The organism is Bradyrhizobium murdochi, assembly GCF_000472965.1.
In the GTDB taxonomy this organism is placed as follows: domain Bacteria; phylum Pseudomonadota; class Alphaproteobacteria; order Rhizobiales; family Xanthobacteraceae; genus Bradyrhizobium; species Bradyrhizobium murdochi.
Genome location: NZ_AXAU01000002.1, coordinates 553,871 through 579,338 on the forward strand (window position 1 = coordinate 553,871; position 25,468 = coordinate 579,338).

At 62.6% G+C, this 25,468-nt stretch carries 22 protein-coding genes, 1 tRNA gene and 1 pseudogene; 10 read left to right on the forward strand and 14 right to left on the reverse strand.

Annotated elements, in window-relative coordinates:
- The first annotated feature begins 205 nt into the window (after positions 1–205).
- Both YUO_RS0110025 and mobA read left to right on the forward strand, forming a co-directional pair.
- On the forward strand, positions 206–1,096 hold the full coding sequence (locus YUO_RS0110025) for a formate dehydrogenase accessory sulfurtransferase FdhD (RefSeq protein ID WP_028347128.1): 891 nt from the start codon (positions 206–208) through the stop codon (positions 1,094–1,096).
- Positions 1,041–1,706, forward strand: a complete 666-nt coding sequence (gene mobA / locus YUO_RS0110030) for a molybdenum cofactor guanylyltransferase MobA (protein WP_051379372.1) — start codon at positions 1,041–1,043, stop codon at positions 1,704–1,706. Before YUO_RS0110025 ends, mobA begins: the two co-directional genes overlap by 56 nt.
- A gap of 139 nt (positions 1,707–1,845) precedes the next feature.
- On the opposite strand, the gene YUO_RS47685 is transcribed toward mobA, so the two are convergent.
- Genes YUO_RS47685 through YUO_RS0110045 form a run of 3 tightly spaced genes read right to left on the reverse strand, consistent with a single transcriptional unit; the run spans position 1,846 to position 5,198 of the window.
- Positions 1,846–2,151 (reverse strand): hypothetical protein, encoded by a 306-nt coding sequence (locus YUO_RS47685; RefSeq protein ID WP_028347130.1) that lies wholly within the window; start codon positions 2,149–2,151, stop codon positions 1,846–1,848.
- Complete coding sequence (locus YUO_RS0110040; RefSeq protein ID WP_156908566.1) at positions 2,123–4,084, reverse strand: molybdopterin biosynthesis protein; 1,962 nt, start codon at positions 4,082–4,084, stop codon at positions 2,123–2,125. The genes YUO_RS47685 and YUO_RS0110040 overlap by 29 nt, the downstream gene beginning before the upstream one ends.
- A 1-nt stretch (position 4,085) precedes the next feature.
- Complete coding sequence (locus YUO_RS0110045; protein ID WP_028347132.1) at positions 4,086–5,198, reverse strand: molybdopterin-binding protein; 1,113 nt, start codon at positions 5,196–5,198, stop codon at positions 4,086–4,088.
- A 173-nt stretch (positions 5,199–5,371) separates the two neighbouring features.
- Here YUO_RS0110045 and YUO_RS0110050 point away from each other — a divergent pair, with 173 nt between their 5' ends.
- Positions 5,372–6,583 carry an ABC transporter substrate-binding protein gene (locus YUO_RS0110050; protein ID WP_028347133.1) on the forward strand — a complete coding sequence of 404 codons (1,212 nt, stop codon included), beginning with the start codon at positions 5,372–5,374 and terminating at the stop codon, positions 6,581–6,583.
- A 135-nt stretch (positions 6,584–6,718) separates the two neighbouring features.
- Here YUO_RS0110050 and YUO_RS0110055 read toward each other — a convergent pair whose 3' ends face one another.
- Positions 6,719–7,684 (reverse strand): TAXI family TRAP transporter solute-binding subunit, encoded by a 966-nt coding sequence (locus tag YUO_RS0110055; RefSeq protein WP_051379373.1) that lies wholly within the window; start codon positions 7,682–7,684, stop codon positions 6,719–6,721.
- Between the two features lie 172 nt (positions 7,685–7,856).
- Between YUO_RS0110055 and YUO_RS0110060 the strand changes: the two genes are divergently transcribed.
- Positions 7,857–7,932 (forward strand) — tRNA-Ile (locus YUO_RS0110060).
- Positions 7,933–8,450: 518 nt separating this feature from the next.
- Here the strand turns inward: YUO_RS0110060 and YUO_RS0110070 are convergent.
- The 3 genes and pseudogenes from YUO_RS0110070 to YUO_RS0110080 all read right to left on the reverse strand — a co-directional run bounded on the left by YUO_RS0110070 (position 8,451) and on the right by YUO_RS0110080 (position 10,341).
- A complete protein-coding gene (locus tag YUO_RS0110070) occupies positions 8,451–9,572 on the reverse strand; it encodes a baeRF11 domain-containing protein (protein WP_028347136.1) in 1,122 nt (373 codons plus the stop codon).
- Between the two features lie 85 nt (positions 9,573–9,657).
- Positions 9,658–9,926 (reverse strand): annotated as a pseudogene (locus YUO_RS40365) (response regulator transcription factor); the annotation flags it as partial.
- A 28-nt stretch (positions 9,927–9,954) separates the two neighbouring features.
- Positions 9,955–10,341: a hypothetical protein gene (locus YUO_RS0110080; protein WP_028347137.1), complete on the reverse strand. Its 387-nt coding sequence runs from the start codon at positions 10,339–10,341 to the stop codon at positions 9,955–9,957.
- A 381-nt stretch (positions 10,342–10,722) separates the two neighbouring features.
- Here YUO_RS0110080 and YUO_RS40370 point away from each other — a divergent pair, with 381 nt between their 5' ends.
- Positions 10,723–11,265 (forward strand): site-specific integrase, encoded by a 543-nt coding sequence (locus YUO_RS40370; RefSeq protein WP_083754540.1) that lies wholly within the window; start codon positions 10,723–10,725, stop codon positions 11,263–11,265.
- 146 nt (positions 11,266–11,411) lie between these two features.
- On the opposite strand, the gene YUO_RS40375 is transcribed toward YUO_RS40370, so the two are convergent.
- The 7 genes from YUO_RS40375 to nagA all read right to left on the reverse strand — a co-directional run bounded on the left by YUO_RS40375 (position 11,412) and on the right by nagA (position 20,826).
- Positions 11,412–13,046: an outer membrane protein assembly factor BamB family protein gene (locus YUO_RS40375; protein WP_235782667.1), complete on the reverse strand. Its 1,635-nt coding sequence runs from the start codon at positions 13,044–13,046 to the stop codon at positions 11,412–11,414.
- Positions 13,047–13,156: 110 nt separating this feature from the next.
- Entirely contained in the window at positions 13,157–13,792 is a 636-nt protein-coding gene (locus YUO_RS40380) for a cation diffusion facilitator family transporter (RefSeq protein ID WP_028347139.1), read from the reverse strand.
- A gap of 104 nt (positions 13,793–13,896) precedes the next feature.
- Entirely contained in the window at positions 13,897–14,322 is a 426-nt protein-coding gene (locus tag YUO_RS46130) for a hypothetical protein (RefSeq protein ID WP_028347140.1), read from the reverse strand.
- Between the two features lie 943 nt (positions 14,323–15,265).
- Entirely contained in the window at positions 15,266–16,471 is a 1,206-nt protein-coding gene (locus tag YUO_RS40385; RefSeq protein WP_235782668.1) for an alpha/beta fold hydrolase, read from the reverse strand.
- Between the two features lie 16 nt (positions 16,472–16,487).
- Entirely contained in the window at positions 16,488–17,936 is a 1,449-nt protein-coding gene (locus tag YUO_RS0110110; protein WP_235782669.1) for a DUF4403 family protein, read from the reverse strand.
- A 514-nt stretch (positions 17,937–18,450) separates the two neighbouring features.
- Positions 18,451–19,653, reverse strand: a complete 1,203-nt coding sequence (locus YUO_RS0110115) for an aspartate kinase (protein WP_028347142.1) — start codon at positions 19,651–19,653, stop codon at positions 18,451–18,453.
- Positions 19,654–20,826: an N-acetylglucosamine-6-phosphate deacetylase gene (gene nagA / locus YUO_RS0110120; RefSeq protein ID WP_028347143.1), complete on the reverse strand. Its 1,173-nt coding sequence runs from the start codon at positions 20,824–20,826 to the stop codon at positions 19,654–19,656.
- Between the two features lie 118 nt (positions 20,827–20,944).
- On the opposite strand from nagA, the gene YUO_RS40390 reads away from it, so the two are divergent.
- The 5 genes from YUO_RS40390 (at position 20,945) to YUO_RS0110145 (ending at position 25,458) form a co-directional block, all read left to right on the forward strand.
- A complete protein-coding gene (locus tag YUO_RS40390; protein ID WP_035726372.1) occupies positions 20,945–21,892 on the forward strand; it encodes a glucosamine kinase nucleotide-binding domain-containing protein in 948 nt (315 codons plus the stop codon).
- A gap of 19 nt (positions 21,893–21,911) precedes the next feature.
- Positions 21,912–22,856 carry an N-acetylmuramic acid 6-phosphate etherase gene (locus YUO_RS0110130; protein WP_028347144.1) on the forward strand — a complete coding sequence of 315 codons (945 nt, stop codon included), beginning with the start codon at positions 21,912–21,914 and terminating at the stop codon, positions 22,854–22,856.
- Between the two features lie 11 nt (positions 22,857–22,867).
- Positions 22,868–23,866 carry an SIS domain-containing protein gene (locus YUO_RS0110135; protein WP_028347145.1) on the forward strand — a complete coding sequence of 333 codons (999 nt, stop codon included), beginning with the start codon at positions 22,868–22,870 and terminating at the stop codon, positions 23,864–23,866.
- Positions 23,867–24,021: 155 nt separating this feature from the next.
- A complete protein-coding gene (locus YUO_RS40395; protein ID WP_063830284.1) occupies positions 24,022–24,684 on the forward strand; it encodes a hypothetical protein in 663 nt (220 codons plus the stop codon).
- A 30-nt stretch (positions 24,685–24,714) separates the two neighbouring features.
- Positions 24,715–25,458, forward strand: coding sequence for a class I SAM-dependent methyltransferase (locus YUO_RS0110145; protein WP_028347146.1), 744 nt, complete (start codon positions 24,715–24,717; stop codon positions 25,456–25,458).
- The last annotated feature ends 10 nt before the right edge of the window (positions 25,459–25,468 follow it).

Consider the following 25,468-nt stretch of genomic DNA (forward strand, 5'->3'; position numbering starts at 1 on the left):
AGCGGTACTAGTATCCCCGCCAAGCCCGGGCAAAAGCGCGAAGCGCGTCTTCACCCTGGAAGTCCCGGGCTTCCACGTCTTGACGCTATCGCAGCAAGAAAGGCGTGGATGGCCGGGACAAGCCCGGACATGACGGCCAGACCGTGACTTGTTAACTCCGGTCCTTATATCAGCCCGGAGACAAAGTCATGCTAACCTGCGTCCTATGATGAAGATGGAAAAAGCCCCCGCCCCCCTGATCGTGCCCAACCCTGAGGATCCACGGCTGACCGAGCGCGTCGCCGGGACCGATCAGACGGGCGCGACGGTCGAAATCCGGGTGCCGGTGGAGCGGCCGCTGACGCTGTACCTGAACGCGCAGGAGATCGTCACCATGATGACGATCGGCGACTATCCTGAATATCTGGCGCTCGGCTATCTCCTGAACCAGAACATGCTGAAATATGACGACGTCGTCACCGAGGTCGAGTATCACGACGACCTTCAGGTCGTGGTGGTGCGCACCGAGCATCACACCAATTTCGAAGCCAAACTGAAGAAACGCACGCAGACATCCGGCTGCGCACAGGGCACCGCGTTCGGCGACCTGCTTGAAGCAGTGGAAAGCGTGGCGCTGCCGAAGGCGGAGCTGCGCACCTCGTGGCTCTACCAGATGACGCGCACGATCAACACCATGCCCTCGCTCTATCTGGAGGCCGGCGCGATCCATGGCTGCGTGCTGTGCAAGGAAGGCGCTCCCGTCTGCTACACCGAGGATGTCGGCCGTCACAACGCGGTCGACAAGATCGCCGGCTGGATCTACCGGCACGGCGTCGATCCCGCCGACAAGATCCTTTACACCACGGGCCGGCTCACCTCGGAGATGGTGATCAAGACGGTGCGGATGGGCATTCCCATCCTGGTTTCGCGCTCGGGCTTCACCGCGTGGGGCGTCGAACTGGCGCGGCAGGTCGGGCTGACGCTGGTTGGCCGCACGCGCGGCAAGCGCTTCATTGCGCTGTCAGGACAGGAGCGGATCGTGTTCGACCAGGACCTCGACTATGTCGAGGAAGAATCCGCGCGGCACAAGCGCAAGGGCGAAGAGCGTGACGAGTAAAATTCCAGGCGTTCTGCTCGCCGGCGGATTGGCGCGGCGGATGGGTGGCGGCGACAAGCCGATGCGCACGATCGCCGGCCGCACCATCCTCGACCGCGTGATCGCGCGCCTTGCGCCGCAATGCGACGGGCTCATCCTCAATGCCAATGGCGACCCAGCACGCTTCGCAGCGTTCGGCCTTCCCGTAATTGCCGATAGCGTCGCCGATTTTCCTGGCCCGCTGGCCGGCATTCTGGCCGCACTCGACTGGGCTGCGGTCAACCGGCCCGATGTAAAATTTGTTCTCAGCGCCGCCGCAGACTGCCCATTCCTGCCGCGCGATCTGGTCTCCAGGCTGTATGACGCGATCGAAGCGGAGAATGCCGAGTTAGCTGTTGCCGCCTCCGATGGCCAGTCGCATCCGGTGATCGGATTATGGAGCATCGGCTTGCGCGAACAACTTCGCCACGCGCTGGTCGTCGAGGACATCAGAAAGATCGATCGCTGGACCGCGCGCTACAGGCTCGCCACGGTGACATGGCCGGTCACCCCGCTCGATCCGTTCTTCAATGCCAACACCATGGACGACATCGCGGAAGCAGAACGGCTGGCAGCGCTGGATGGCGGTTAGATTTCGTGCCCCGGACGCAGCGCAGCATGCAATGCTGCGCTGCTGAGCCGGGGCCCTTCCGGGCGAAGAGTGGATCCCGGCTCTGCGGAGCAGCGTTACACGCTGCGCCGCGTCCGGGACACGCGCCATCATCGAAAGTTCACGCCGCCAGCGGCACGGTCCAGGCGTCGTAGCCGTACACCCAGTCGGTATCGGTCCTGCCGCTGAGCCAGGTATTCGCACGGGAGGTCGCCTGAATGCGCGCGGTTCGCTCCTTGGCAACGCCTTCCCGCTCGACGCCCTCGAGGCAACGCGACAGCACGGCGGCGTCCTCGATCGCCATCGCCGCGCCCTGCGCAGCCTCGCCTATAGCGGTCTTGCCATTCCCATCCCTGCCCGAGCCGCTTCTGTTGACGGCTTCCTCAGCTCCGAAGGCTTCAGGCCGGCCGGAAACCCGCCTGCTCAAGCGCCGCGCGCGCCCCGTCCGAGGCCAGCGCGTCGAGAAAGCCCTGCACGGCCGGTCTCTGCTTGCGCGCCGTCACCAGTGCAAAATCATAATGCTCTTCGGCAAAGGGAATGAAACCCAGGTTTGACGCATGCGCGACTGGCGCAATGGTCATGCCCCAATCGGCACGGTGCTGCGCGACCGCCGCGGCCACCGCGTTGTGCGAGCGCGGCTGATTCCAGTAGCCATCGGGTCGCGCACCGCCAAGCAGCCGGTCGACCAGGATGCGCGTGCCGGCGCCCTGGTTGCGATTGACCATGATGCAGGCGGGATCGGCCAGCGCGGCACGCACCGCGTCCTCCGCGCTCAATCCCTCGAAGCGCCGATCGCCCTTGCGGAAGACGATGCCCTGCATGCGACGCCATCCCGGCATCAGTTCGAGCCCATCGCTGAGATACGGCGTGTTGTAGGTCTCGGTCTTCTCGTCGAACAAATGGATCGGCGCAAGATCGCACTCGCCGCGCTTGGCGGCCGAGAGCCCGCCGAGGCTGCCGACGGCGATCGAGCGCACGGTGAGCCCGGCATGTGCCAGCGGCGCCGTGACGAGATCGAGCCCGGTGCAATGGCTGCCGACGATGACGAGATCGGGCACCCGCACGTGCGGCGTGAACAGCGTCACCTCGGCCTCGCTGCCCGCCGGCATCTGGTCCGCCAGCGCATCAATGCGCAGAAAGCCGTCGGCCTGAGCAAAGGAGGTGATGGCGCCGGAGCCCTTGCCTGTGGGGTACGCGATCAGTCCATCCGCGCCTTCAACCAGCGACACCATGACGAATTCGGCGCGGCCGAGTTCGGACGCGATCCGCACGGGAACGCGCGCATTGACCTTGGCGTCCGAGCGCGGCGGCAGGCCGGCCATCCGCCGCAGCACCGGCACGATCATGTCGTGGAAGGTGAACATCGCCGAGGTCGGAAATCCCGGCAGGATGATAACAGGCTTGCCGTCGCATACCGCAAGGCACAGCGGCTTGCCGGGCTTCAGCGCCACGCCATGGGCGATGATGCCGGGCTTGCCGAGCCGGCCGATGATGCGGTGGGACACGTCGCCCGCGCCCTTGGACGTGCCGCCTGACAGCACCAGCATGTCGCTGCTCGCGAGCGCCTCGCGCATCGCGGATTCGAGTTGCGCCTCATCATCGGCGATGGCGCCGAGAAACCTCGCCTCGCCGCCATTCTCCGTGATCGCCGCCGTGACGATCGCGCCGTTGGTGTCGTAGATCGCGGCCGGCCGCAGGGAATGGCCGGGCTGCACCAGTTCATCGCCGGTGGAAATGATCGCAACGCGCGGCCGACGCGCGACGGCCACCTCCGCGATGCCGCAGGCCGCCAGCATCCCGATCTCGCGCGAGCCAATGACGGTGCCGGCGCGCAGCAGCGCTTCGCCACGGGCGATATCGGAGCCGGCATAGGATACGAATTGCCCGGGCGAAGCGGCGCGGCGGACGTCGATCGCACGATGTCCCGCCGGTTGGGTATGCTCGACCATGACGATGGCGTCCGCACCGCGCGGCACCGGACCGCCGGTCGCGATCGGCGTGGCTGTTCCCGACAAGACCGGCCGCGTCGGCGCGGTGCCGCACGCGATCACCTCGTCGTTCAGCATCACACGCACCGGTGAAGCCTCGCCGGCCGAAGCGAGGTCGGCGGAACGCACCGCAAAGCCATCGACATTGGAGCGATCGAACGGCGGCACATCGATCGGCGCCACGACGTCCTCGGCGAGCGCGCAGCCGAGCGCGTCCGCAAGCGAGCGTTGCTCGCTCGCGACCGCACGCGGAAACAGCGCGGCTTCAAACCGCGCCAGCGCATCCTCACGCGACAGGATGGTCAGGAATTGATCCTGATCGATAGTGTCGCGGCCTTTCGGCGAGGGCGTATTCGTCATTCCCGAACCCATATCACTCCCGCAGCATATAGGCATCGACCGGGGTGCCCGCCGCAAATCCTTCCGAGCCGGCGGGCACCGCGAGCCAGGCCTCGGCGCGCGCAATCGCATCGAGCGACAATTCGCCCACCGCCAGCGGTACCCAGGCATCCTGCTCTCGTTCCAGCAGCACGATCTCGGCAATGCCGACGCTTGAAGCAATCTTGCGCGCCAGCGGCAGATTGAGCTTGCTGCGCCGCCGGCGGCCCGATAAACGATCGAGCGCGGGAAGCGCCAGGGTCCACCACGCCGCCAAGGCCTGGTCGGGCGCGCCTGGCAACACCACGAGCGGCATCTTGCCTGCACGACCAACGGCCGAAGTGCGGCCTGGTTGCAGGGCAATGCCATGTGCGAGAATCTTCCCGCGCGCGCCCAATGCCGTCACCGCCGTGTCGGTGCGGCCGACACCGGAGCCGCCGACGATCAGGAGCAGATCGCACGCACCGTCATCGATCGCCGCGATAATCGCTGCGGCATCGCGACCTGCAGCCGCGACCAAGACAACCTCACCGCCCGCGGCCCGCGCGCTATCGGCGACCAGATCCGCGGTTACTGTGCCCCCGGGAATATTGACGATGCGCAGGCGTGGGCGGCGCACGCTCAATCGCGCCATTCCTGCGGCGCGGGCGATCATGAGATGGCGCGGCAGCACGCGCCGGCCGGCTTCAACGAGACGGCTGCCCGCTGTGATATCGCTGCCGGCCCGGCGCACGCCCTGACCCGGGATCGCCTCGGCCAGCACCTGCACGAGCGGACCGGACATTTCGACGGAATCGGAATCCAGCACGCAGTCGCAATTGTCAGGAATGATCTCGCCGGCCTCGACCCACACCGGCGCTGCCATTAATGGCAGCGGCGAATAGGAGGATGCGCCGACAAGGTCGCGCGCGCGGAATGCATAGCCATCCGCGGCAGCGATATCGCGCGGCGGGTGGGCATCGAGCCCCGGCATGTCAGCGGCAATACAGCGCAGCGCCTCTGCCAATGCCAGTTCCATCGGCGCGACCGGATCCACGCCCTCCAGCAACGCGGCGAGCGCCACATCGAGCGGCGTTAGCGAAGTCGGCAAGCGCTGGTTCGAGGTCATTGGCGCTCGCCTATGCCCTGAATCGGGAGGAAAATAAATAGAACCGGATACGGCGCGCGTGGTTTAGCCCACATTGACGCCGGCGCAAAATAGTTGCAAATGAGACCAATTGGCGGAACCAACCGCCTGACAACACCAATGGCCAATGTGCTGATTCCTAGGGAGACGACAGGATGTTCGCCAGGAAACTATCCAGGCTCGCCGTGCTCATGGCCGCGCTGCTGGCATCGACCGCGGCGCTCGCTCAAATCTCGGACGACGTCGTCAAGCTCGGCGTTCTCACCGACATGAATGGCCCGGCGGCCACGGCAACCGGCCAGGGCTCGGTCACTGCTGCGCAGATGGCGGTGGACGATTTCGGCGGCAAGGTGCTGGGCAAGCCGATCAGCATCATCGTCGGCGATCACCAGTTGAAGCCGGATATCGGCGGCGGCATCGCGCGGCGCTGGTATGACGTGGATCAGGTCGACGTGATCCTCGACGTTCCGGTTTCCGCAGTCGGGCTTGCGGTGCAAAACATCACCAACGAAAAGAAGAAGCTGCTGATCGTGCACTCGACCGGCACCGCAGACTTCCACGGCAAGTTCTGTTCGCCACACGCGATACAATGGGTGTTCGATACCCGCGCACTGGCGGTCGGCACCGCGCAGGCGGTGGTGAAGCGCGGCGGCGATAGCTGGTTCTTCATCACCGACGACTATGCGTTCGGTCACTCGCTGGAGCGCGACGCTTCCACCGTCGTCACGGCCAATGGCGGCAAGGTGCTGGGCTCGGTGCGCCCGCCGCTTGCCACGCCTGATCTCTCATCCTTCGTGTTGCAGGCGCAGGCCTCAAAAGCCAAGATCATCGGCATTGCCGCCGGTCCTCCGAACAACATGAACGAGATCAAGACCGGCGCAGAGTTCGGCGTGTTCAAGGGCGGCCAGCAGATGGCCGCGCTGCTCGCGTTGATCACCGACATCCATTCGCTTGGATTACCTGCAGCGCAGGGGCTGTTGCTGACGACGTCGTTCTATTGGGACATGGACGACAAGACCCGCGAATGGTCGAAGCGCTACTTCGCCAAGATGAACCGGATGCCGACGATGTGGCAGGCCGGCGTCTATTCCTCGGTCATGAGCTATCTCAACGCCATCAAGCAAGCCGGCACCGACGAGCCGCTGAAGGTAGCAGCGAAGATGCGCGAAAAGCCGATCGAGGATTTCTTCTCCCGCAACGGCAAACTGCGCGAGGACAATCTGATGGTCCACGACCTGTGGCTGGTGCAGGTCAAGAAGCCGGAGGAATCGAAATATCCGTGGGACTACTATCAGATCCTCGCCAAGATCCCCGGCGACGAAGCGTTCGGCCCGCCCGATCCGGCGTGCGCGATGGCGAAGAAATGACGACCGAAGGTCGTCATTCCGGGATGGTCCGAAGGACCAGACCCGGAATCTCGAGATCCCGGGTTCGCTCGCTTTGCGCGCGCCCCGGGATGACCGTTGCGTTGCCTCGCGCTGATGCGCGAGCCAAGGCAACGGTCATTTCACCACCCCCGCTTCCCTGAAATACTTGATCACGCCAGGATGGATCAGTCCCGCATTCGGCGCTGCCGCAACCGTGTTCGCGACCGTGGTCTCACAGGCCTGCGGCAACTTCTTGCAGAGCGCGGCCTCCTGCCCATGCAGCGTGCGCGCCAACCGGTAGGCGACGTCGTCGGGCAGGCTTTCACGCGCCAGCACAAAGCTCCAGGAGCCTATGGAATCGATCGCGGTCGGCTGGTTCGGATAGCTGTTGGCGGGCACAGTCAGCGGTTTAAGGAACGTGTGCTTGGCGCGGACGCGCGCGATCTCGCTAGCGTCGGGTGCGATAAATCGCGCGCCGCCGGGAGCTTGCGCCATCGCCGCAAAGCCGGGCCAGCCGATGCCCGCGCCCCACAGCGCGGCGGCGCGGCCGTCCTGGACCATGGCGGGGCCGTCGCCGGCGCGGTCGAGATAGATCGACTTGAAGTCCTCGTCCTGCTTCAGCCCGATGCCGTCGAGGATATAGCGCGACAGGATCGGCAGGCCCGAGCCCTTGGCGCCGAACGCGACCGGCTGGCCGACCAGATCCCTGATCGTCTTGTAGGGACTGTCCGCCCGTACCACGAACATGCCGGGGCTGGAATACATCGCGGTCAGGATTTTCAGCTTCGTCGCCGGCCGGCCGATGCCCATGAAGGCTTCGTAGGCGGGCTCCCCCGCCACCAGCGCGATATCGAGCTGGCCGGCTTCCAGCAGCGGGATGTTTTCGTTGGAGCCCTTGGTGTTGCGCGGCTCGATCGACAGCGCCGGATCGGCCGCATTCATCACCTCCGCAAATGCACTGCCGTAGACCGGAAAGCCGCCCCCCGGCGTCGCGGTTCCCAGGCTGATCGTGGTTTTGGTAATGGCCTTGCCTCCCTCCTGCGCCGCGGCGGCACCGGCCAACAGGAGCAGGCCGGCCCAGGCAATCCCAGCGAGTTTCATTGTTGGCCTCAAACGTTCGGTGACGATGATGCACGGAGGGTTGTAGGCAAGCCCGACCGCTTGTGAAAGCGCGTTTTCGGCCCGGAAGGTCGGCATTGCCGTATCGCTGTCATGCCTGTAAACGATGGCGGCACCGTTGCCGGCCGCCCTCTCCCGCGGCCGCTCCGCGGCGGGGCCTGTAGCTCAATGGTTAGAGCCGGCCGCTCATAACGGTCTGGTTGCAGGTTCGAGTCCTGCCGGGCCCACCAGCCTTCGCTGGCTACGCCAGCTTCGGCTCGACAAGCCACATCGTAGTGAAGGCTGCCGCGCCGAAGCCCATCGGGGCGAAGGCGGGCTTCCGGGCCCGCGAGCTACGGTCGAGCAGCCAGCCCCAACCAAAATATCGAAAACAACCCCATGCAAAGTAGCCGGCTGTCGCCGCCAAAGTGGCTTCGAGTGACATTGACACGTCGGGCAAATCAGGGGCACGACTCTACGATCGCGCACCAGAAGCGCCTGGCCTTGTTGCACATCGCTTTGTCGTACATCCTCACCTCGCAGCAAACTAGTGTTCTACATTCGATCTGACCACCGGATCTTATCTTTGATCGTAGATTCGGCGGCATTATCGCACGAAAAGGCCAAACGGCCGATCAGGGCCTTCCAGACGGTGCGGCGGTGGAACTGCCGAAAGCATGTGTTAGCCAAACCGGATCAGAAGCGTGAAATACCGAGGGTCCACACCCGCACCGGTATCCGTCTCGCAGAGCTGGATCATGACCGCGGTCTATATGGGATAGCGCAAGACCGCGGCGAGTGACTTACCTCCTGGTATGTCGGTCTTGCGAACACCGAGAACGCGGCCACCCGCGTCCAGGACTCGCCCTGCGATTTCGTCGACCACGCCGTAACTGCCGGCGCTCGGCTTGTCAGCAAACGTCACGCTGCCATCCACCTGCGACACCTTTCCGGGTACGACCTCATCTATGTCCACCAGCAGAGTTTCAACGGCCCCATAGGTTGCGGCACGAGCCGCCTGGGCGATGTCCGTGGTCGCGCGCCCCTGGTTCTCGCGAAGGTCGAAGCGCTTGGCGAAGGCCGCGATCTCGTCACGATAAAGACTATCGAGCACTGAGCGGGCACGCGCCGCAAGTTCAGCATCGGTCAGCGCGTCAGGGCTGCCGTCGATCCCTGTCGGTGCCAGATGAGCATAGGTATTTACGGATCGATAGATCGATGCGAAAGGCTGAAGCGCCGCCAACACCAGGGGGATATCGATGCCGGCAAGCAGTGCGCGCAGTGAACTGTCCACCTGTCGTGCGAACTGACGCAATCTCACTTTCTGACCTTCGGCGCCCTGAATGCGACCGCTCGGAGAACGATCGTTCAGCGTCGAGCGGCCCACCGCACTGGCGGCATCCTTCGGCATGCCCTCGACCTTGACGAGCGTCGCGGGCAAATCGGCGGGAACCTCGATCACGCGGACCATTCCTTCCGATAGCGCCAGCACATAACAAGTGTGAGGAAACGTGACAGCCCGCAGCAGGGGTTTCAAGAAGAAGCGGTCGGACACCTCAACGATGGGCTCCAGCGCGTTGGGAAGACGAAAAGTCCGAATGTTGTCGGGCGTCGCCAACACCGCGAGGCTGCGCGCCTGAAATCGCCAGAACTCGTCATCGTCGACAAGATCGTCCAGATGTTCGGCCAATGCAGCAATGCGGCGCTTGTCGGCGCCCGCCGCTTCGAGCTGATGGATGCCCTGCTTTGCCAGATTCTTCAGCTCGATCCGATCGCTTGCGGTCCCCTGTGTCACAGGCGAGGTTCGCATATAGATCGACAGGCAGATGTCATCGCGGTGGGAGACCAGTGATTTCAGATCGCCGGTAGTCGGAATGTCGACGTAGAGCATGATAAATCTCCATCTCGAGCAGTTTATGGATCTTCACACCGTCCATTCAGATCAAGATAGTGGCGATCCATAATTGAGGAGTATCTCAGGGCACAACCAATCTCTTGCGGATGGCATAGCGGACCAGCTCTGCCGTCGACGATATCCCGAGCTTGCGCATGGCCGATGCGCGATGGGTCTCGACGGTCTTCACACTCAGCTTCAAGACGGCGCTTATCGATCGGTTGGTATGTCCCTCCGCAATAAGCTGAACCACGCTCTGCTCGCGCGACGTGAGCAGCAGGTCCGATTTTTTTTTTGCTTGTTGATCTGGTAATCGTGGAGCAGCTTCTCGAGCAAGACGCTGGTGAAGTGGTGTAGACAAACGCAGCGCGCCGCGCACTTAATCCTTACCGATTGCTGCCTCGCCCCTCGGCGTGAGGATCATGATTGTCGTGGTGCTGCTTTGCTTAAGGCCATCCTTGATCAGGCCCGCGTTGTAAACGTTCCACAGCGCTTTTGCGCCGATCGTCGGGTGCGTAAGCGTGTCGCCCATGGCGGCGTAATTTCTGGTTACCTCGCCGAGCCTGGTGGCGAAGAGCGCGCGGCGCTGCGGTCCGGTGAGCTTGGGCGGGTCTGCCGGTAGCGCGTGGAACTCTGTCGGCGTGATGAGATGAACGGCGGCCAGCTCGTTGTGCAAGCTGCACGTGACCTCGGCGTGATTGGGCTGAGGCAGGTTCTTGCTCGATCGTGCCGCGCGATGGGCACGGGCAGGGATACTGTGGGCCATGTGTGGGACCCTCGGCTGTGACACCCCCCGGCGTTTGCATCCTTAAGTTTAGTTGCCCGCATCGGTTTAAGCAAGCTTTTCTACGCATGTGCGGTGTCAGCTTCGAAGGTCGGGTGTTGGTGTTGCGAATTGGTTCCTTCGGGGCGCTTTGATTTATCGACTCGCGACTTCTGGGCCGCGAATAAAGAATCAATGGGTTAAGCGACTCGCTTCTGTTTGGTCCCGACAGCTTCGCGAGCTTCGGCTAGGCAAGCCGGTGCCACAAACGCCCGCGAAGCGAGCGAAGGCTGTCGCGCCGGAGCCTTGGCGAAGGCGAACTGGTGCCGCCACCAACCAAAATATCGAAAACAACCCCATGCAAAGTAGCAGGTGGTCGCGGGCATGGATGCCTTGAGCGAATTCTGCGAAAACATTTTGACACGTCGGGCAAATCAGCAGCACAATTGCATCGTCACGCAATTCGTTAAACGCATGGCCCCACGGCGCGCTACGAACAAGCGTCAGCCCACCGTGCCGCTGCCGGACCGTCTGCTGGTCCACATGCGGCGCTGGGACGACAAGAAGATCATCGCCAACCACTTCGTCGAGTGGCAGGGCGCTAGCGTCAAGTCAGTGAAGAACGGCTTCGCGCGGGCGGTGGAGGTGGCGAAGCTCGACCTCTCGGACGGCAACGTCACGCCGCACACGCTACGCCATACGGCAGCGACCTGGCCCATGCAGCTTGGCACTGCCCCATGGGAATCGGCTGGTTATCTCGGCATGTCGGTGAAGGTTCCGATCGACACCTACGGTCATCACCATCCCGATTACATGAAGGAAGCGTCCGGGGCGATCACTCGCAAGAGGGAGACGACCAAGCGCGTCTTCGGCACCCCCCAGACTACCAAGCCAGCCGTCCGCGCTCGCAGCATTCGAGCAATCTAGGCCGTGAAACTATAATCTGCCGGGCGGACGGCTTGCCAAAGTCCGCTATGCCTGGATAGCGATCAAGTTCCGCAGCGCAGCGAAATGACGCGATGTGCCAACGGGCGACATTGGCTTGGCATCACGTCATCGCCGACACCACCTTATCAGGGATTCCTGACTTCGAAGGCCAACAGGACGTTGCCGGGCAGACCACTCCATTGGGCGTAGCCGGAAGCTACGTAGAGCATCCCACCCACGATCGTTGGACCAGGTCCGTCCATGGCGCCACCGTTTGCCGAAACGCCATTCACCGTCGCGTACTTTCGCGCCGTGTCGATCTCCCAAAGCAGCCTGGCGTCAGCAGTGGCATAAGCACGTAGATAGCCGCTCACCCCGCCAGAAAAAACAACGCCGGGAATTACAGTGACTGCAGCGGAAAGCGCAGGGCTGCATCGGCTCCGGTGGCCACACGGGACCGGCGACACCTGCATCGAGATTTTTCCGGTAGCAAGATCCAGCGCGAAAAGGCCTCCGCCGGCAGAGGGATCAAGACTCATCGTGCCGTCAGGAAGAAACCGGAGATCGGAGTTGGCGACGTATACGCGCTCCTCGTCCGCGGCGGAGCCCCACATGATGCCTCCCAGCGGACCACCCTTACCGATCCGCGTTTGCCACAGAATTTTGCCTTCCTGGTCAGGATCCAGCGCATGGACCACACCGGATTTCTGCCCGACGGCCAGCACGCGCTGTCCGTTGCGCAAACTCACTAGGATGGGCGATTGGCCAAAATCGGAATCTGGACCACGGTCCTCCGGACAGTTGGTCTGGTCCGCACCTAAGCAACCCACAACATAGCTGTCGTGGGGCGTGACCTGCCGATGCCAGAGCATCCGGCCGGTCGCCAGGTCAAACGCAAGGATGGCATCGCTAGTTTCTGCCGGCGGGTTCGAATAGCTGTTCCCGGTCGCGACATAGAGCGCCTGACGCTGAACATCGATGGTCGGCGCCGACCAGACGGCTGCGCCGGACGGACCATACAGCTGCGTCCCGATGACATTCTGCTTTGTCGGGCGCGGTGCCTCAGGGATCGTGTAGGCCTTCCATATCTGACTGCCGGTCGCACTCTCCAGCGCAACGACGCTGTCTCGAAAAGTGCAGCATTGGTAGTCGGGTTTAGATCCAGTCGCCTCCTCGAATGAAGAGACCGGCACATACAGCACGCTGGAATGCAGTGTCGGCGCGCCAACGATCCGGGCAGCAGGATGATCCTCGACCTTAGTCTTCCATAGCAATGCGCCCGTCGTGGCATTCAGGGCATAGGCATTGGCGTGCACATCGCCAAAGAAAACCGCTGACTGATCCGTGCCGGAGAGCAGACCAACACTGATCGCCGTTCGAACAACCGCCTCGGTTGCGAACTCCCACCGAATGCACCCGCTCTTGGCGTCGAGCGCATAAACCTTGCGATCGCCACCCCCCACAAACAGCAGACCGCCAACGATTGTGGGCTGGGCATTGGCTGCGGATGCGCCGGGAAATCCGAATGCCCATTTCAGCCGTAGGCGAGGCACTTGGTCCGGCGTCAATCCAGCCATCGCTGCTGGCTGAAACCGGCTGTTGTTGATGTCTGCGCCCCAGCCGTTCCATCGTGGTCCGTCGAGCGGATGGGGAAACCCATCCGGATTGTGCGCGCATTTTGAGATATCGGTCGAGGCAGGCGAGGCTTGCTGCTGCGCGTGTGCCGCGAGCGGAAAAGCTGCGATGCAAGCAATTATCGCGATGAGGTCTCGCCGGCGCATCGGTCCATGCCCCGCTGTGCACACCATAGCGTAGAACCTTCAAGGGAGACATCCAAGAGGTCGAATGTCCGCGTTGTGTCAAGAGCGGCCATCGCTCAGTTTGAAAATCACTAGCTTTCAGCGGCACGCGATTCAGCGTGATCCGGATGACCGCAAACGATCTTTTCGGGCCAGATCAGTTCCTCGTGAGATTCGAATACCTCACGGCCCGTAGTCACAATTATCCAGACAGCGATGGTGCCTGCGATAAGAGAATCAAAAAAGGAATAGCTTGTGAGGAGCAGGAGCACCCCTGCCACCACCGGTGCGAGCGACACCCACACGTCGCCCATGTTGTGAATGTATGCGAGCCGGATGGCGGCATTGTTACGGCTCGGTTCCAACAGTAGCCGGGCGACACCCCAGTTCGCGGCGGCGGCAGCAAGTCCGACAACAATGGGGACGACTCCGTGCACGGGCACGGGATTCCACAGACGCTCCACGGCCTGCCACAACAACAACCCGCTGACTGCGATCAGGCCAACCGAATTGAAGAGATTGGCGCTCCTCAGCAGCTTTTGGGACGGCCCTCGGGCGACGATGAATGCCAGGTAAAGGCAGACGAGCGCCAGTTCATCAGACAGGTTATGGAAGCTGTCCATGATGAGGCTCAGGCTCGAAGCCTGATAGCCCGCGACCGCTTCAACGGCGAAAATGCCGGTGTTGAGTCCAACCGCAGCAGCTATGGGCTTTCGGTAGTGGGCCATGGAAGTTACCTTCCACTCCAGTTGGTGATGTGCGCAATACTATAACATCACATCTCAACATCAATCAGCTGGTGGACGGGTGGCTGGCATCCGCAACTATTCTATTAATTGGCGGTTGAGTGGGGTATCGATCGGCAATTGAGTCGCAAGGAGTATCCACAATGGCCGAATGCACCGAGAAGCATCACGACAACCACCCCCACAAGCATGGTCCGGGCTGCGGGCACACCGCGATTCGCCACGACGGCCATGTGGATTACCTTCATGATGGCCATCTCCATCACATGCACGAGGATCACGTGGATGAGCACGCGATCGCGGTCAACACCGCAAATCCGGTGCAGTGCACGCCGGAAGTCCGTTGCTCGCACAAACACGGTCCAAATTGCGGACACGAAGCGGTACCGCACGGCGATCACGTCGACTATCTCGTAGACGGCCGGCTGCACCATCCGCACGGCGATCATTGCGATGATCATGGGCCCGTGCAGCTCGCCTGAGAGCCGGTCACGACGCTGGTCGAGCCGCATAAGCAGCTCATTTCAGGGTCGGGTCAGAGTCGGACGAAGCCGCGTTTGAGTTCGCTTTGCCTAGATCAACGGAGATCGCCGCGCGGTGGTGTGAGGTCCGAAAGGGGCCAACAGGTGATACTCGCGAAAATGAAAGAGGCCGCCAACAGAGGCGGCCTCAAACCATCAACACCGGTATGGCGGTGGTTGGTGACCCGGCGGAATTCCATGATACCAAGTTCTGCACGAGCCCGGTGGCGGCAGGTGACCGCGCGGGATTCGTTCCGCACGATGATAGCCGCGCCCGCGCCGTGGCCCTTCATCCTGCCAGTTGTAAGCGCCGCGCCCCCGCCACTTTCCGCTTTCGTCCTTACCCGGATCGGCAAGCGCCGGACCTGCGAGCGCCAGAAGCGCAAAAATACCTAGTGCGTATTTCATGTCCCGTCTCCAATCGTGCGTTCGATAACACTGAGGCGTCGGGAATGTTCGGCAACAAATCATGACACCCGCAAATTCAACTTAGAACACGAGGGGTCAAATACGGACATCACCCGGCTGCGCATGGGAACCGATTGGCAATTCCGGAACATTTCCTGAACTCAGCAGAAGCAGATCGTATGTACGCAACGGGTCCAATCGCGACCGGGTCGCGCCAATAGCAAATCCAGCCATGTCCGCTATGTCGCCGAAGACGGAAGCAGATTCAGAGCACTGGCGATAACGCTTAAGCATGGCGGGTTGATCGCATATGACGGAATCAACTGTTCTCCTTTGTTCTTCGGGTCCTGTCGGGTCCCGATTGGGTCCCGCATGAACGTGAACGAACGCAGAAGATCGCAAATTATCGACGTAGAAAATCCCGAGAAGATAAGGGTGTTCTGCTGATCCAGACCGCTCATAACAGTCTGGTTGCAGGTTCGAGTCCTGCCGGGCCACCAGCCTTCGCGCGCGAAGCGAAGGTTGCCTATCTGACGCAATCGTCCAGAGGTGTTTTCCCGGCGAAGCGGTCAGTCATCCAGTTCACCGCCGCCATCGTGCTCGCTTGCGCGGCGCGCGCGTGGCCGATACCGGGCAGCATGACAATCCTCACCTTGCTGCCGGCCTTGCACAGCTTGTCCATGTAGGCCTGGGTAACCGCGGGCTGGATGATCTGGTCGTTGGTCCCTTGCGCTAGAAAGATGGGGATATCAGGAGAGAGCACGTCGGTGCTGTTCTGTTGAAGAAGCGAGCGCCAAGGTTCGGCCTTGGTCGGATCTTGCACCGTCAGGAAATATTGCTCGAGCGGCCTCCCTGTTCTCTGCCTGACGATCAGGTCGAAAGGCCCTTCGATGCATTCTTGCGCCAGTCTGTCGATCGCGGGCATGGCGCGCGGATCGACGACATTGTCGATAGCGGCTCCGTAGACCCGGTGCCACGACCATAGCGTCATCGCCGTGATGTTCTTGCCGCCGATTGTATTGATATCGTCGCTCATCAGCTTCGCAAGATCCGTTGCCGGCGCTGCCGCAGCGACGCCGAGAAGCGTCAGCTCAGGGGCGTACGCGTTTGCCATCATCCCGGCAAAGAGCGCGGCTTGCCCGCCTTGCGAATGTCCCCACACCGTGAAGTCCTTACCCTCGCCCGCGCGCGGAAGGGAGCGTGCCGCGCGCACGATATCGATCACGGCGCGACCTTCGCTCTCACCTACGAGATAAGGATGCGGGCCCGGCGTGCCGAGCCCCGGATAATCGGTCGCCGCCACGACGAAGCCACGAGAGATCATCGAGCGAAGGCCCTGGATCTGCTGAAACAGAAAAATCGCAAGCGACGGCGCGCAGCGCGGGACGATGCCCGACGTAGGATGCGCCCAAGCAACGATCGGACGACCGCCTGGCGGGGGCGCGCCTTGCGGAACAATGACGACGCCGGACACAAAGATCGGCCGACCATTCAGCCCCGTCGACCGATAGAGCACGCGATAGGTGGAGGCGCCGAGCGGAGCGCCATCCATCGGCTCCTGCCGCACCAAGGTCCCCGGGGCACCGGCGAGCAACGATTCCGGCGCATCATAGAATGCCGTCTGGGCCGACGCTATTTGCGCCAAGGCAACGACAGCCGCGACGGGGACGAGCGCATTCAGCGTCCATTTGCTCCGGCAGCGGCGCATGTCGTTGGTGGTGAAGCATCGCATGGTCCAACTCACGTGCTCACAGTCCGTAAAGTATCTTCAAACCGCCGCTGGCATGAAGGGCAATCAAGATGCCTTCGCGCAGCAACTGCACTTTTTCGAGCCTTGCCGAGTCGAGGCGGCCCTCCATGCGAAAGCCGTCCTTCAGCGGGCGCGTCAGGCGTTCGTTCGCCGCCATGAGCAAGTTCTGGTAGGAGATGCCGTAGTCGAGATTAGCGACATTCTTCAATTGCGCCGCGAGCTGTTGCACGGCAGATCCAATCTGGCTGTCGTCTGATGAAGTTGTCAGGTTGATTTCGGAGAGGCCGACGGTCTTGTTGTTAGTATCGACTTTTGGCGTGGTGGAAAGATAGGTCCATTGGCCGGCGTTGGAATCGGTGTCCGAGCTCTTTGCGATGCGCAGGCCGATCACGAGCTTACCCGACGATGGATAAACCTGGACCTCGCGCACGGACGTGTCCTGCGCCGGCAAGGCTGTGATCGCCTGGCTTATCTTGTCCTTGAGCGTGTCGTAGTTGATGCGGACGGGAAGAATGACATCGAAGGTTCCCGGCTCGGCCACCGCGGTGCCGAGCGGCGGCAGGGCTGTTACCGCGACAGCCGGCGGCTTCTGCCCGATTACGGTTTCGGCGGAACCGGCAAGCTCAAGTGAGCCCCACAATACCTTGGCGTTGGCCCTGACACCCGCGAAAGCCGTGCTCTGCGGGGTCACTTGCAGCCAGGCCGGCGGATCGTCCGCGAGCTTGATGGGTTCAAACGCGTGACGCCACGCCATCTCCGCCTTGCCATGCAGGTCGAGTGCGCGCGCCGCCGCCAGCGCCCGCGACCGGATGCGGCCCAGCTGCGTCCGGATGTTGGGCTCGACATAGGGCGCAAGGTCAAACTCGCGGCCGAGCACGTGAAGATAGGGATGTTCGCTCCAGTGGAAGGAGTCGCTGATGTTTAGCTGGAGCGACCCATCCCGCCGCAGCTCGGGGCGCGCTTCAACCTCGATCGTCGCGCGCGCCTCGGTGTCGCCGCGAATACGCGCCGTGAAGCGATTGGCTCCCTGGCCCTCGGCGGCGCCATATATGGAGACCGCTCCGAAGACGCGGTCGCCCCTGCCATACAGCGAGACCGGGCTAGTTCGGTCGACAAAACCCCAGACGTCGCAATTGGCGTTGATGCGGAAGATGAAAACCCGACGATGAACGCAATTGACGCGCTCGTCGATGGTGGCAAGCCGCTTTGGAATATCCCGCTCGATCGCCGCAGCGAGAGCCGGCAGGCCGAACTCGACCGTCGCAGAGATGCGCGAAGTCGTTACGAGTGGCGTTGCTGCGTCCGGGCTCAGTGCCGGTTTCTCGGCGCCGAACGCGATCGACGGGAGCGCCCCAAGAGCGAGCGTGGCCAGGCGGGCTATGCCCATGCGCGATCTATTCGCGATCGAATCGTATTCCTGCTGATATCTGCGTGATGGATGAATCATGCTAGTGCTCCAGCTTCAAGGAAAACCAGAACCACAGTCGATACTCAGTGCGCCCGCGAGCAATAACGGCACTATGCGCTAGGAGTGCTCGAACAGCGGAAGCTGCTTCGCGATTCAGGCTCGGCAGGTTGGCAACTCCCGAAATCGAGCTACCGCCATTCTGTATCCGTCTTCGACAAGTGTCGGGCGGATCCCCCACGGGCTCAACTTCACGATGAACGCCCGACGTCTCGCAAGTCAAATGACAAATGGCGCAAACGATGGCCCCCTCCGCGTTAGCGCACCAGCAACGGCTTCCACAAGGCGCAATGAACGCGGCCGAAATCGACCGAAACCAGAAAAATCAACGAAACTGACCCCTATCTTCCCGCTAATGACGGTCTGGTCGCAGCTCGAGTGCTGCCGCGCCGGAGCCGAAGGCGAAGGCGGGCTTCCTGGCGCGCGAGCTACGGCTTGGCAAGCCAGCACAATTCTCTCGAAAGCGAAGCAAGCGAATCCCTGCCGCTTCTCGAACCTATGTTTGCTGGACAAGCGAATGCAACGCCTTAACCGCGGCTTCCCGGTTCTCCACGGGGACAAACAGACTGACCGAATGCGGCGACAGCACGTAGTTGTCGGGGACAATCCCGTGCTGTCCGAGAACCTGCAACGCCTTGAACGGCAATTCGGACGAAACGCCGCCGAAGCAGGTGAGACTGACCGAGCTTGAAGCCTCGCGCTGCTTGCGCAGATCATTGCTTGGCTCCAGCGTGCGCAACAGGGCGTCGAGCCACTCTGAATCACAGGCCACGGTCATGCTGGTCTTTCCCACGGTGAAGTGTGATGCCAGGAGCTGCGGCCAGGACAGGCTGTTTTGCTTGAGATGCTGCGCGAATTTCTCGAAACCATGATTGAGATCTTTGGAATCGATTTCCACATGCTCAATGCGAGCCATCGAGTTGACGGCCAGAACCCTTCCGTTTTCCATGTCTGCAACCTCTTTCGTCACCTGCGTGCTGTGTTCAACGCCACCCCACTGCTTGAGAACCAGGGGCACATCCTGACTTTGCGCCAGCTCCACACTGCGAAAATGCAGGATCTTCGCACCCCAGAAGCACATCTCGGACAGGGATGCGAAGTCCACTCGCCGCAGGGGTCTTGCATCCGGCACGATGCGCGGATCGGCCGAACAAATTCCGTCGACCTCTTTGATGATTTCGCAGCGCTCGGCCTTCAACGCCGCGGCCATCGCAACGGCCGTGGTGTCGCTGCCGCCCCGGCCGAGCGTGGTGATTTCCCTGCTCGCCGGGTTCACGCCTTGAAATCCTGCCAGCACCACGACGCGCCCACGATCAAGTTCCTCACGCACGCGAATGGGCCGTACATCCAGAATGCGTGCGTAGGAATGGGAACCGTCGGTCATCACGCCGGCCTGGCTGCCGGTGAAGCTGATCGCGGGCACGCCGAGATCGGAAAGTGCCATGCTCATCAGGGACATGCTGATGCGCTCACCGGTCGTTAGCAGCATGTCGAGTTCACGGCGATTGGGAGTTGGGCTTACCTGATAAGCCATCTGGATCAATTGGTCGGTGGTCTTGCCCATGGCGGAGACGATCGCCACGACACGATGACCACGGCCATGCAGGTCGGCGAGACTACGCGCAACCGCGCGAATTTTCTCCGGTGTTTCAAGGCAGACACCGCCATATTTTTGCACGATGGTGGGATGGTTGCGCATCTAACCTCGGTGAGAAGCCTCGCTCATCGAACCGGCACCGCCTATCCATGTGCCGACGACTTCAAAGTTCGGATTGAAGGCGACAAGATCCGCGCGGTATCCGGGCGCGATCCGTCCAAGCTCGGACTCAAGGCCCAGAAATGCTGCGGGCGTCCGAGAGGCCATGATGAGGGCATCGACAACCGAGATTCCGAGCAGCGCAACAGCGTTGCGCACCGCCTCGATCATCGTGAGGTGAGCGCCCGCGAGCGTGCCATCGGGGCCAGTCAGGCGATTTTCGTGCAGCGTGATCCGCCTTCCTTGCAGCATGAACTGCCGCTCGTTCGTGCCCGCCAGTGGCATGGCATCGGTGACCAGCATCAATCGATCGCGTCCCTTGCAGCGAAAAGCAACCCGCAAGCCGGTGCGGTCAACGTGGATACCGTCGCAGATGATCCCTGCAAATAGCCGGTCATCCTCCAGCGCGGCGCCCACCAAGCCCGGTTCCCGGGCGTTCAACTGCGACATGGCATTGAACAGATGGGTGACCCCCGAGACACCGCGATCGACCGCCTGCCCGATTTCGGCGGCGGTGGCGTCGCTGTGGCCGGCCGCGATACGCAATCCGACGCCGATCAATTCATCGATCATGGACGCGGGCACGCATTCCGGGGCCAAGGTCACAATGGAGCGGCCGCGGCCGCCAAAACTTTTGATCGCAGCGAGATCGCGCCGATCGGGCACGCGTATCTCGGCTTCCGGATGAATGCCCTTGCGAGACCTGTTGAGGGCCGGTCCTTCCAGATGAAAGCCGAGAACGCCGGGAATCTTCAGACAAGCCTCGGCGACCGCAGCCAATCGCTCGATGACCTCGCTGCGATCGGTGATGAGGGTCGGCAAGCAGCCCGTGGTCCCCGCCTTGCGGTGCGCCTCGACGATGCGTCGAACGCCAGTCTCCGTTGGCTGGTCGTTGAGCAGAACGCCCCCGCCTCCGTTCACCTGGATGTCGATGAATCCGGGTGCAAGGATCGCATCTCGGGGAAGACGGATTGAGGCGCGCGCCTCCGCCTCGCCGAAGGTGACGCTTTCAATCCGCCCCTGCGAGATCCTGACCGACCCCGGCCCACGCATCTCGGCACCATCAAAGACATGCTGCGCGGCAATGGTGAGAGAGGAAGAACCAGCGTGGCCCATCAGCATTGATCCGAGAATGGCAGTCACGGACTCGTGAGGCGAGTCCCCGTACAAGAGTTCATATGTACACCAAGGCGCTTTGGGAGGACCCGGAGCGAAACCTTCGCGTTAACTTTCCATGGGAACAAAAGGTACCACGTATCTCGGCATTGATGGCGGCGGAACCCGCTGCCGCGCCCGGATCGAGGACGAAAACGGCAGGGTACTCGGTGCAGCAAGCTCGGGGCCTGCCACGACGCGGATTGGCTTCGAGAAGGCCTGGCGGTCCATCATGGAGGCCACTGAAGCGGCAGCCGCACAGGCCGGACTGACGCACGAGGATTTCGCGCGGATGCACGCCGGAATTGGCCTTGCCGGTCTTGGTCGCCGGGGTGCGGAAGCGGCACTCAACAAGATCGCGCATCCCTTTGCCTCCGTCATCTTCATCAGCGACGGCTTGGCGGCCTGTCTCGGCGCCCATAGCGGCGCGGACGGGGCTATCGTGGTAGCCGGCACAGGCTCGGTGGGTGTCGGCCTCATCGATGGCCGCGAAATCCGTATCGCCGGTTACGGCTTTCCCGTGTCGGACGAAGGCAGCGGTGCCGACATCGGCCTGCAGGTTGTGCGACTGGCGTTGCGGGCCGCGGATCGCCGCGGCGAGCTGACCCCATTGCTGTCAGAGGTGCTGGGCGCATTCGATCATGATCCTTATCAGGCGGTGGCTTGGTCTGAAGAAGCCAGGGCCACGGACTACGCTGCGTTCGCGCCGATCGTGATGCGGCACGCCAATCAGGGCGATCCGGTCGGCCGTCGCATTGTGGAACGCGCGGCCGATGCCATTGGCGATCTGCTCGATCTGTTTCTGGCGAGAGGAATTGACCGGCTCTCGCTGGTGGGCGGGCTCGCGGATGCCATTACGCCCTGGCTGACGCCTGACCTGCGTGCCCGCCTGCGGTGTCCCGACGCCGACGCGGCGGCCGGCGCGTTACTGGTTGCGCGGGGGCGGCTTGACTTGCCCAAGAGAGAACTGCCCGAGAGAGAACTGCCCGAGAGAGAAGCTGACCAGGCTTCAAAGTTCCGCGTTTGATGGCACATGGATCAACGATATGGCCACCGAAGAAGTCGATCCCCGCTTTGCCGATCTTGATGCATGGCCGCTGACGTCGGCGATGGAAGCGATGTGGGAGGGCCAGCTTGCGGCAGTCGCGGCGATCGGCCACGCCCTTCCCGCGATCACGGCGGCGACCGAAGCGGCCAAGGCGGCACTGGGCGATCGCGGACGCATTGTGTATGTCGGCGCCGGCACCTCGGGCCGCGTGGCAGTCCAGGACGGCGCCGAGCTGATGCCGACCTTCGCCTGGCCCAGCGAGCGCGTCCGCTTCATCGTCGCCGGCGGAGAACGCGCGTTCGTCACCAGCATCGAGGGCGCGGAGGATGATGTCGATGATGCGGTCACGCAGATCAATGCCGCGCGGCTCACAGCGCATGACGTGGTGATCGCCGTTGCCGCCAGCGGGACAACGCCGTTCACGGTCGCGGCGCTGCAGCAGTCAGGCTCTTTCGGTGCAGTGACGATCGGTGTCGCCAACAATCCCGGCACCGCACTGTTGGCATCGGCAAAGTTTCCGATCTTGATCGAGACCGGCCGCGAGCTGATCGCCGGCTCCACGCGGATGAAGGCGGGCACCGCGCAGAAGATTGTGCTCAACCTGATCTCCTCAGGGATCATGCTGCGCCTTGGCCGGGTGTATCGTGGCATGATGGTGAACATGCAGCCGACGAATGCCAAGCTGAAGCGGCGCGCCGAGGCCATGGTGGCGCAAATCGCGCACTGTGAGCCGTCGCACGCAGCACGCTCGCTTGAGCAGGCCGAAGGAGACATCAAGACGGCAGGCCTTCTGGCGTTGGGTCTCGACAGGGTTGATGCCGAGACCATTCTGAAAAGCTGTGACGGCAACCTTCGGCGCGTGTTTGCCGAGCTCACCAAGGATCGCAACCGGCATCCCAAGGAAGCGGCGCCGCGCAAGCAAGGCGGAGCGGTTGAGCCGTGACGACATCCGCGATGGCGAGCGAAATCGGGGAAAGCGCGGATGTAGTCGCCAAAATCGTTCGTAACCGCCATGCCACGCGCGACATCGCACAGCGGATCGGGATTGGCTCCGCCCCCCTGTGCGTCGTGTGCGGCCGAGGAAGCTCTGGGCATGCCGGGGTTTTCTTGAGATACCTTGTCGAGACGCGGCTTCGCCTTGCCGTATCAGCCAGCGCTCCTTCGGTGATCACCGCATTTCGCACGCCCTTGATGCTGCGCCGTGCGCTGTTCATCGTGATCTCGCAATCCGGGCGCAGTCCGGATCTTGTCGCGGCGACGAGGTCGGCCCGCGCCGCAGGCGCCCGCACCATCGCCATCGTCAATGCGACGCCTTCGCCGGTGGCTGACGAAGCGGAGTTCGTCGTTCCGATCGAAGCCGGCCAAGAGCACTCCGTAGCGGCGACCAAGACCGTGATTGGCTCGATGGCCGCTGGCGCCGGACTTATTGCCGAGCTGGCGGAAGATCGTGCGCTGCGGTCGGCTCTCGACAGGCTGCCCGAGCGCCTGCACCGCGCGATGGCGCTCGACTGGTCCGAGATTGCCGATGATCTCGCCAAGGCGTCAGCCGTGTTTGTGGCGGCGCGGGGCCTGGGCCTGGGCTCGGCGCGGGAGATCGCGCTCAAACTCTCGGAAATTCTGCGCCTGCCTTCCATTGGTCTGAGCGCCGCCGAGCTGCAGCATGGGCCGCGCGCCGCGTTGTCATCCCGCACGCCGGTTATCATGATGCGCCTCATGGATGAAACGGCGGCCACGGTGGACGCGCTGGCGGAAGAATTGCGCGAGCAAAAGATCGCGCTGCATCTATGCGGCGGACCGCATGGCTCGCTGCCCTGGTTGGCCGAGGATGACCCCGCCACCGATCCGATCACCATGCTCGTGCCGGCCTATCGGATGATCGAGCAGACGGCGCGCGCCTGCGGATTTGACCCGGATCGTCCCCCTCGCCTGAGCAAGATTACCGAGACGTTTTGACAGCCGACTGATCGCTGGCTGGCGACCGAAAGCTGGACCACCGCTGGGCCACCCAATCGCCCACGCGGTGGTATAGTCATCCAGCCGACACGGCAGAGTAACGATTTGGTCGACCGATACGTAGAACCATTATTCGATCCTTTGGGAGCCCGTGCATGCCCAAAAATCCCTTTACCGATATTTGGCAGTTCCTGACCGCAACTACCGGTGATTACCTCACTCTGGGAAACTGGCGCTATCTCATCCTGGCGTTGTTCTGGGCGCTGCTTCTCGCCAGTATCGCCGTGGCCTTCCAAAACTGGCGGGAGGATCCGGCGCAACGGACCGGCCGACATGTTGGAGTCTGGTTGGTCCGGGTCCTGATCGGCTGCATGTGGTTTGAGGGCATGTTGTGGAAACTCCCGCTGCCCGTGTCCGGTGGTCTGCAATACTGGACCGAACAGGAAACGACCCGCGCTGCATTCGAGTTTCACAGCACCTTCCTGAAGGAGGTCGTGCTACCAAACATGAAGGTCTTTGGGCCAATTGTTTTTCTTGCCGAGCTGGCGTTCGCCACTTCGATGATGCTCGGGCTTGCGGTGCGCTTCGTGGGCGTGCTGGCCCTCGCCTATGTGCTGCAACTCTGGCTCGGCATCTATCGGCCGGGCGATCCGGCCGAGTGGCCGTGGTCGTACATGTTCCTGGCCTTTCTGATGTTCCTGTTTGCGCTCGAGGGCGCCGGCCGGAGTCTCGGCTTCGATGCCTGGTTGCGCCGCAACGTGCCCGCCGTGCGCGACGGGAAGGGTTTCATCGGCTGGTTCTTCAACATCGCGGGCTAGTCGGTATCGGTTTGCGTAGGAGACGAACAGATGATGGCACTGGCCCGCGCAGTGACGCTTCTTGTGGGCTTGGGCGCAACCTGTGGACACGCCGCTGACATCGGCTATCTGGGTCCGCCAGGAGGCCCCGCTAAGGCGTTTCCCTCGCCTCAGCGCCCAGTTGCGCAGATCGTCAGCCCAAGCCGCTCCTCCGAGGAGCGCCGCGATTCACTGAATGAGGCCGGTCGGCTCGCCCGCCTTCTTGAACTCAAGCCAGGCATGACAGTCGGCGACATTGGTGCCGGCGCTGGCTACCACACGGTCCGTCTCTCCCGTCTCGTCGGTCCCACCGGCTCCGTCATCGCCCAGGACGTTACACGAAGTTACCTCATCGCGCTCGCCAGGCGAACGCATCGCCTGAAGCTGACAAATGTCAAATTCGCGCTGGGCGAACCACACGACCCGCGCCTGCCCGCTGCATCGCTCGATGCAGCGATCCTCGTGCACGTATATCACGAGATCGCTCAGCCTTATGCCTTCATGTACAATCTCGCGCGTGCCCTGAAGCCTGGCGCGCAGGTCGGAATTGTCGACCTCGAGCGTCCTACGTCGGAGCACGGCACGCCAATTGAGCTCCTGCGTTGCGAGCTGTCCGCCGTCGGCTATCGCGAGGTCGCTACGCATCAGCTTGCGGGTGATACCGGATATCTCGCGGTGTTTTCGCCACCGGGGCAAGCGGGACGGAAATCGCCTGGGGACATCGTTGCCTGCGCCAATCGCGCCGGTGCGCGCTGACCACCAACCT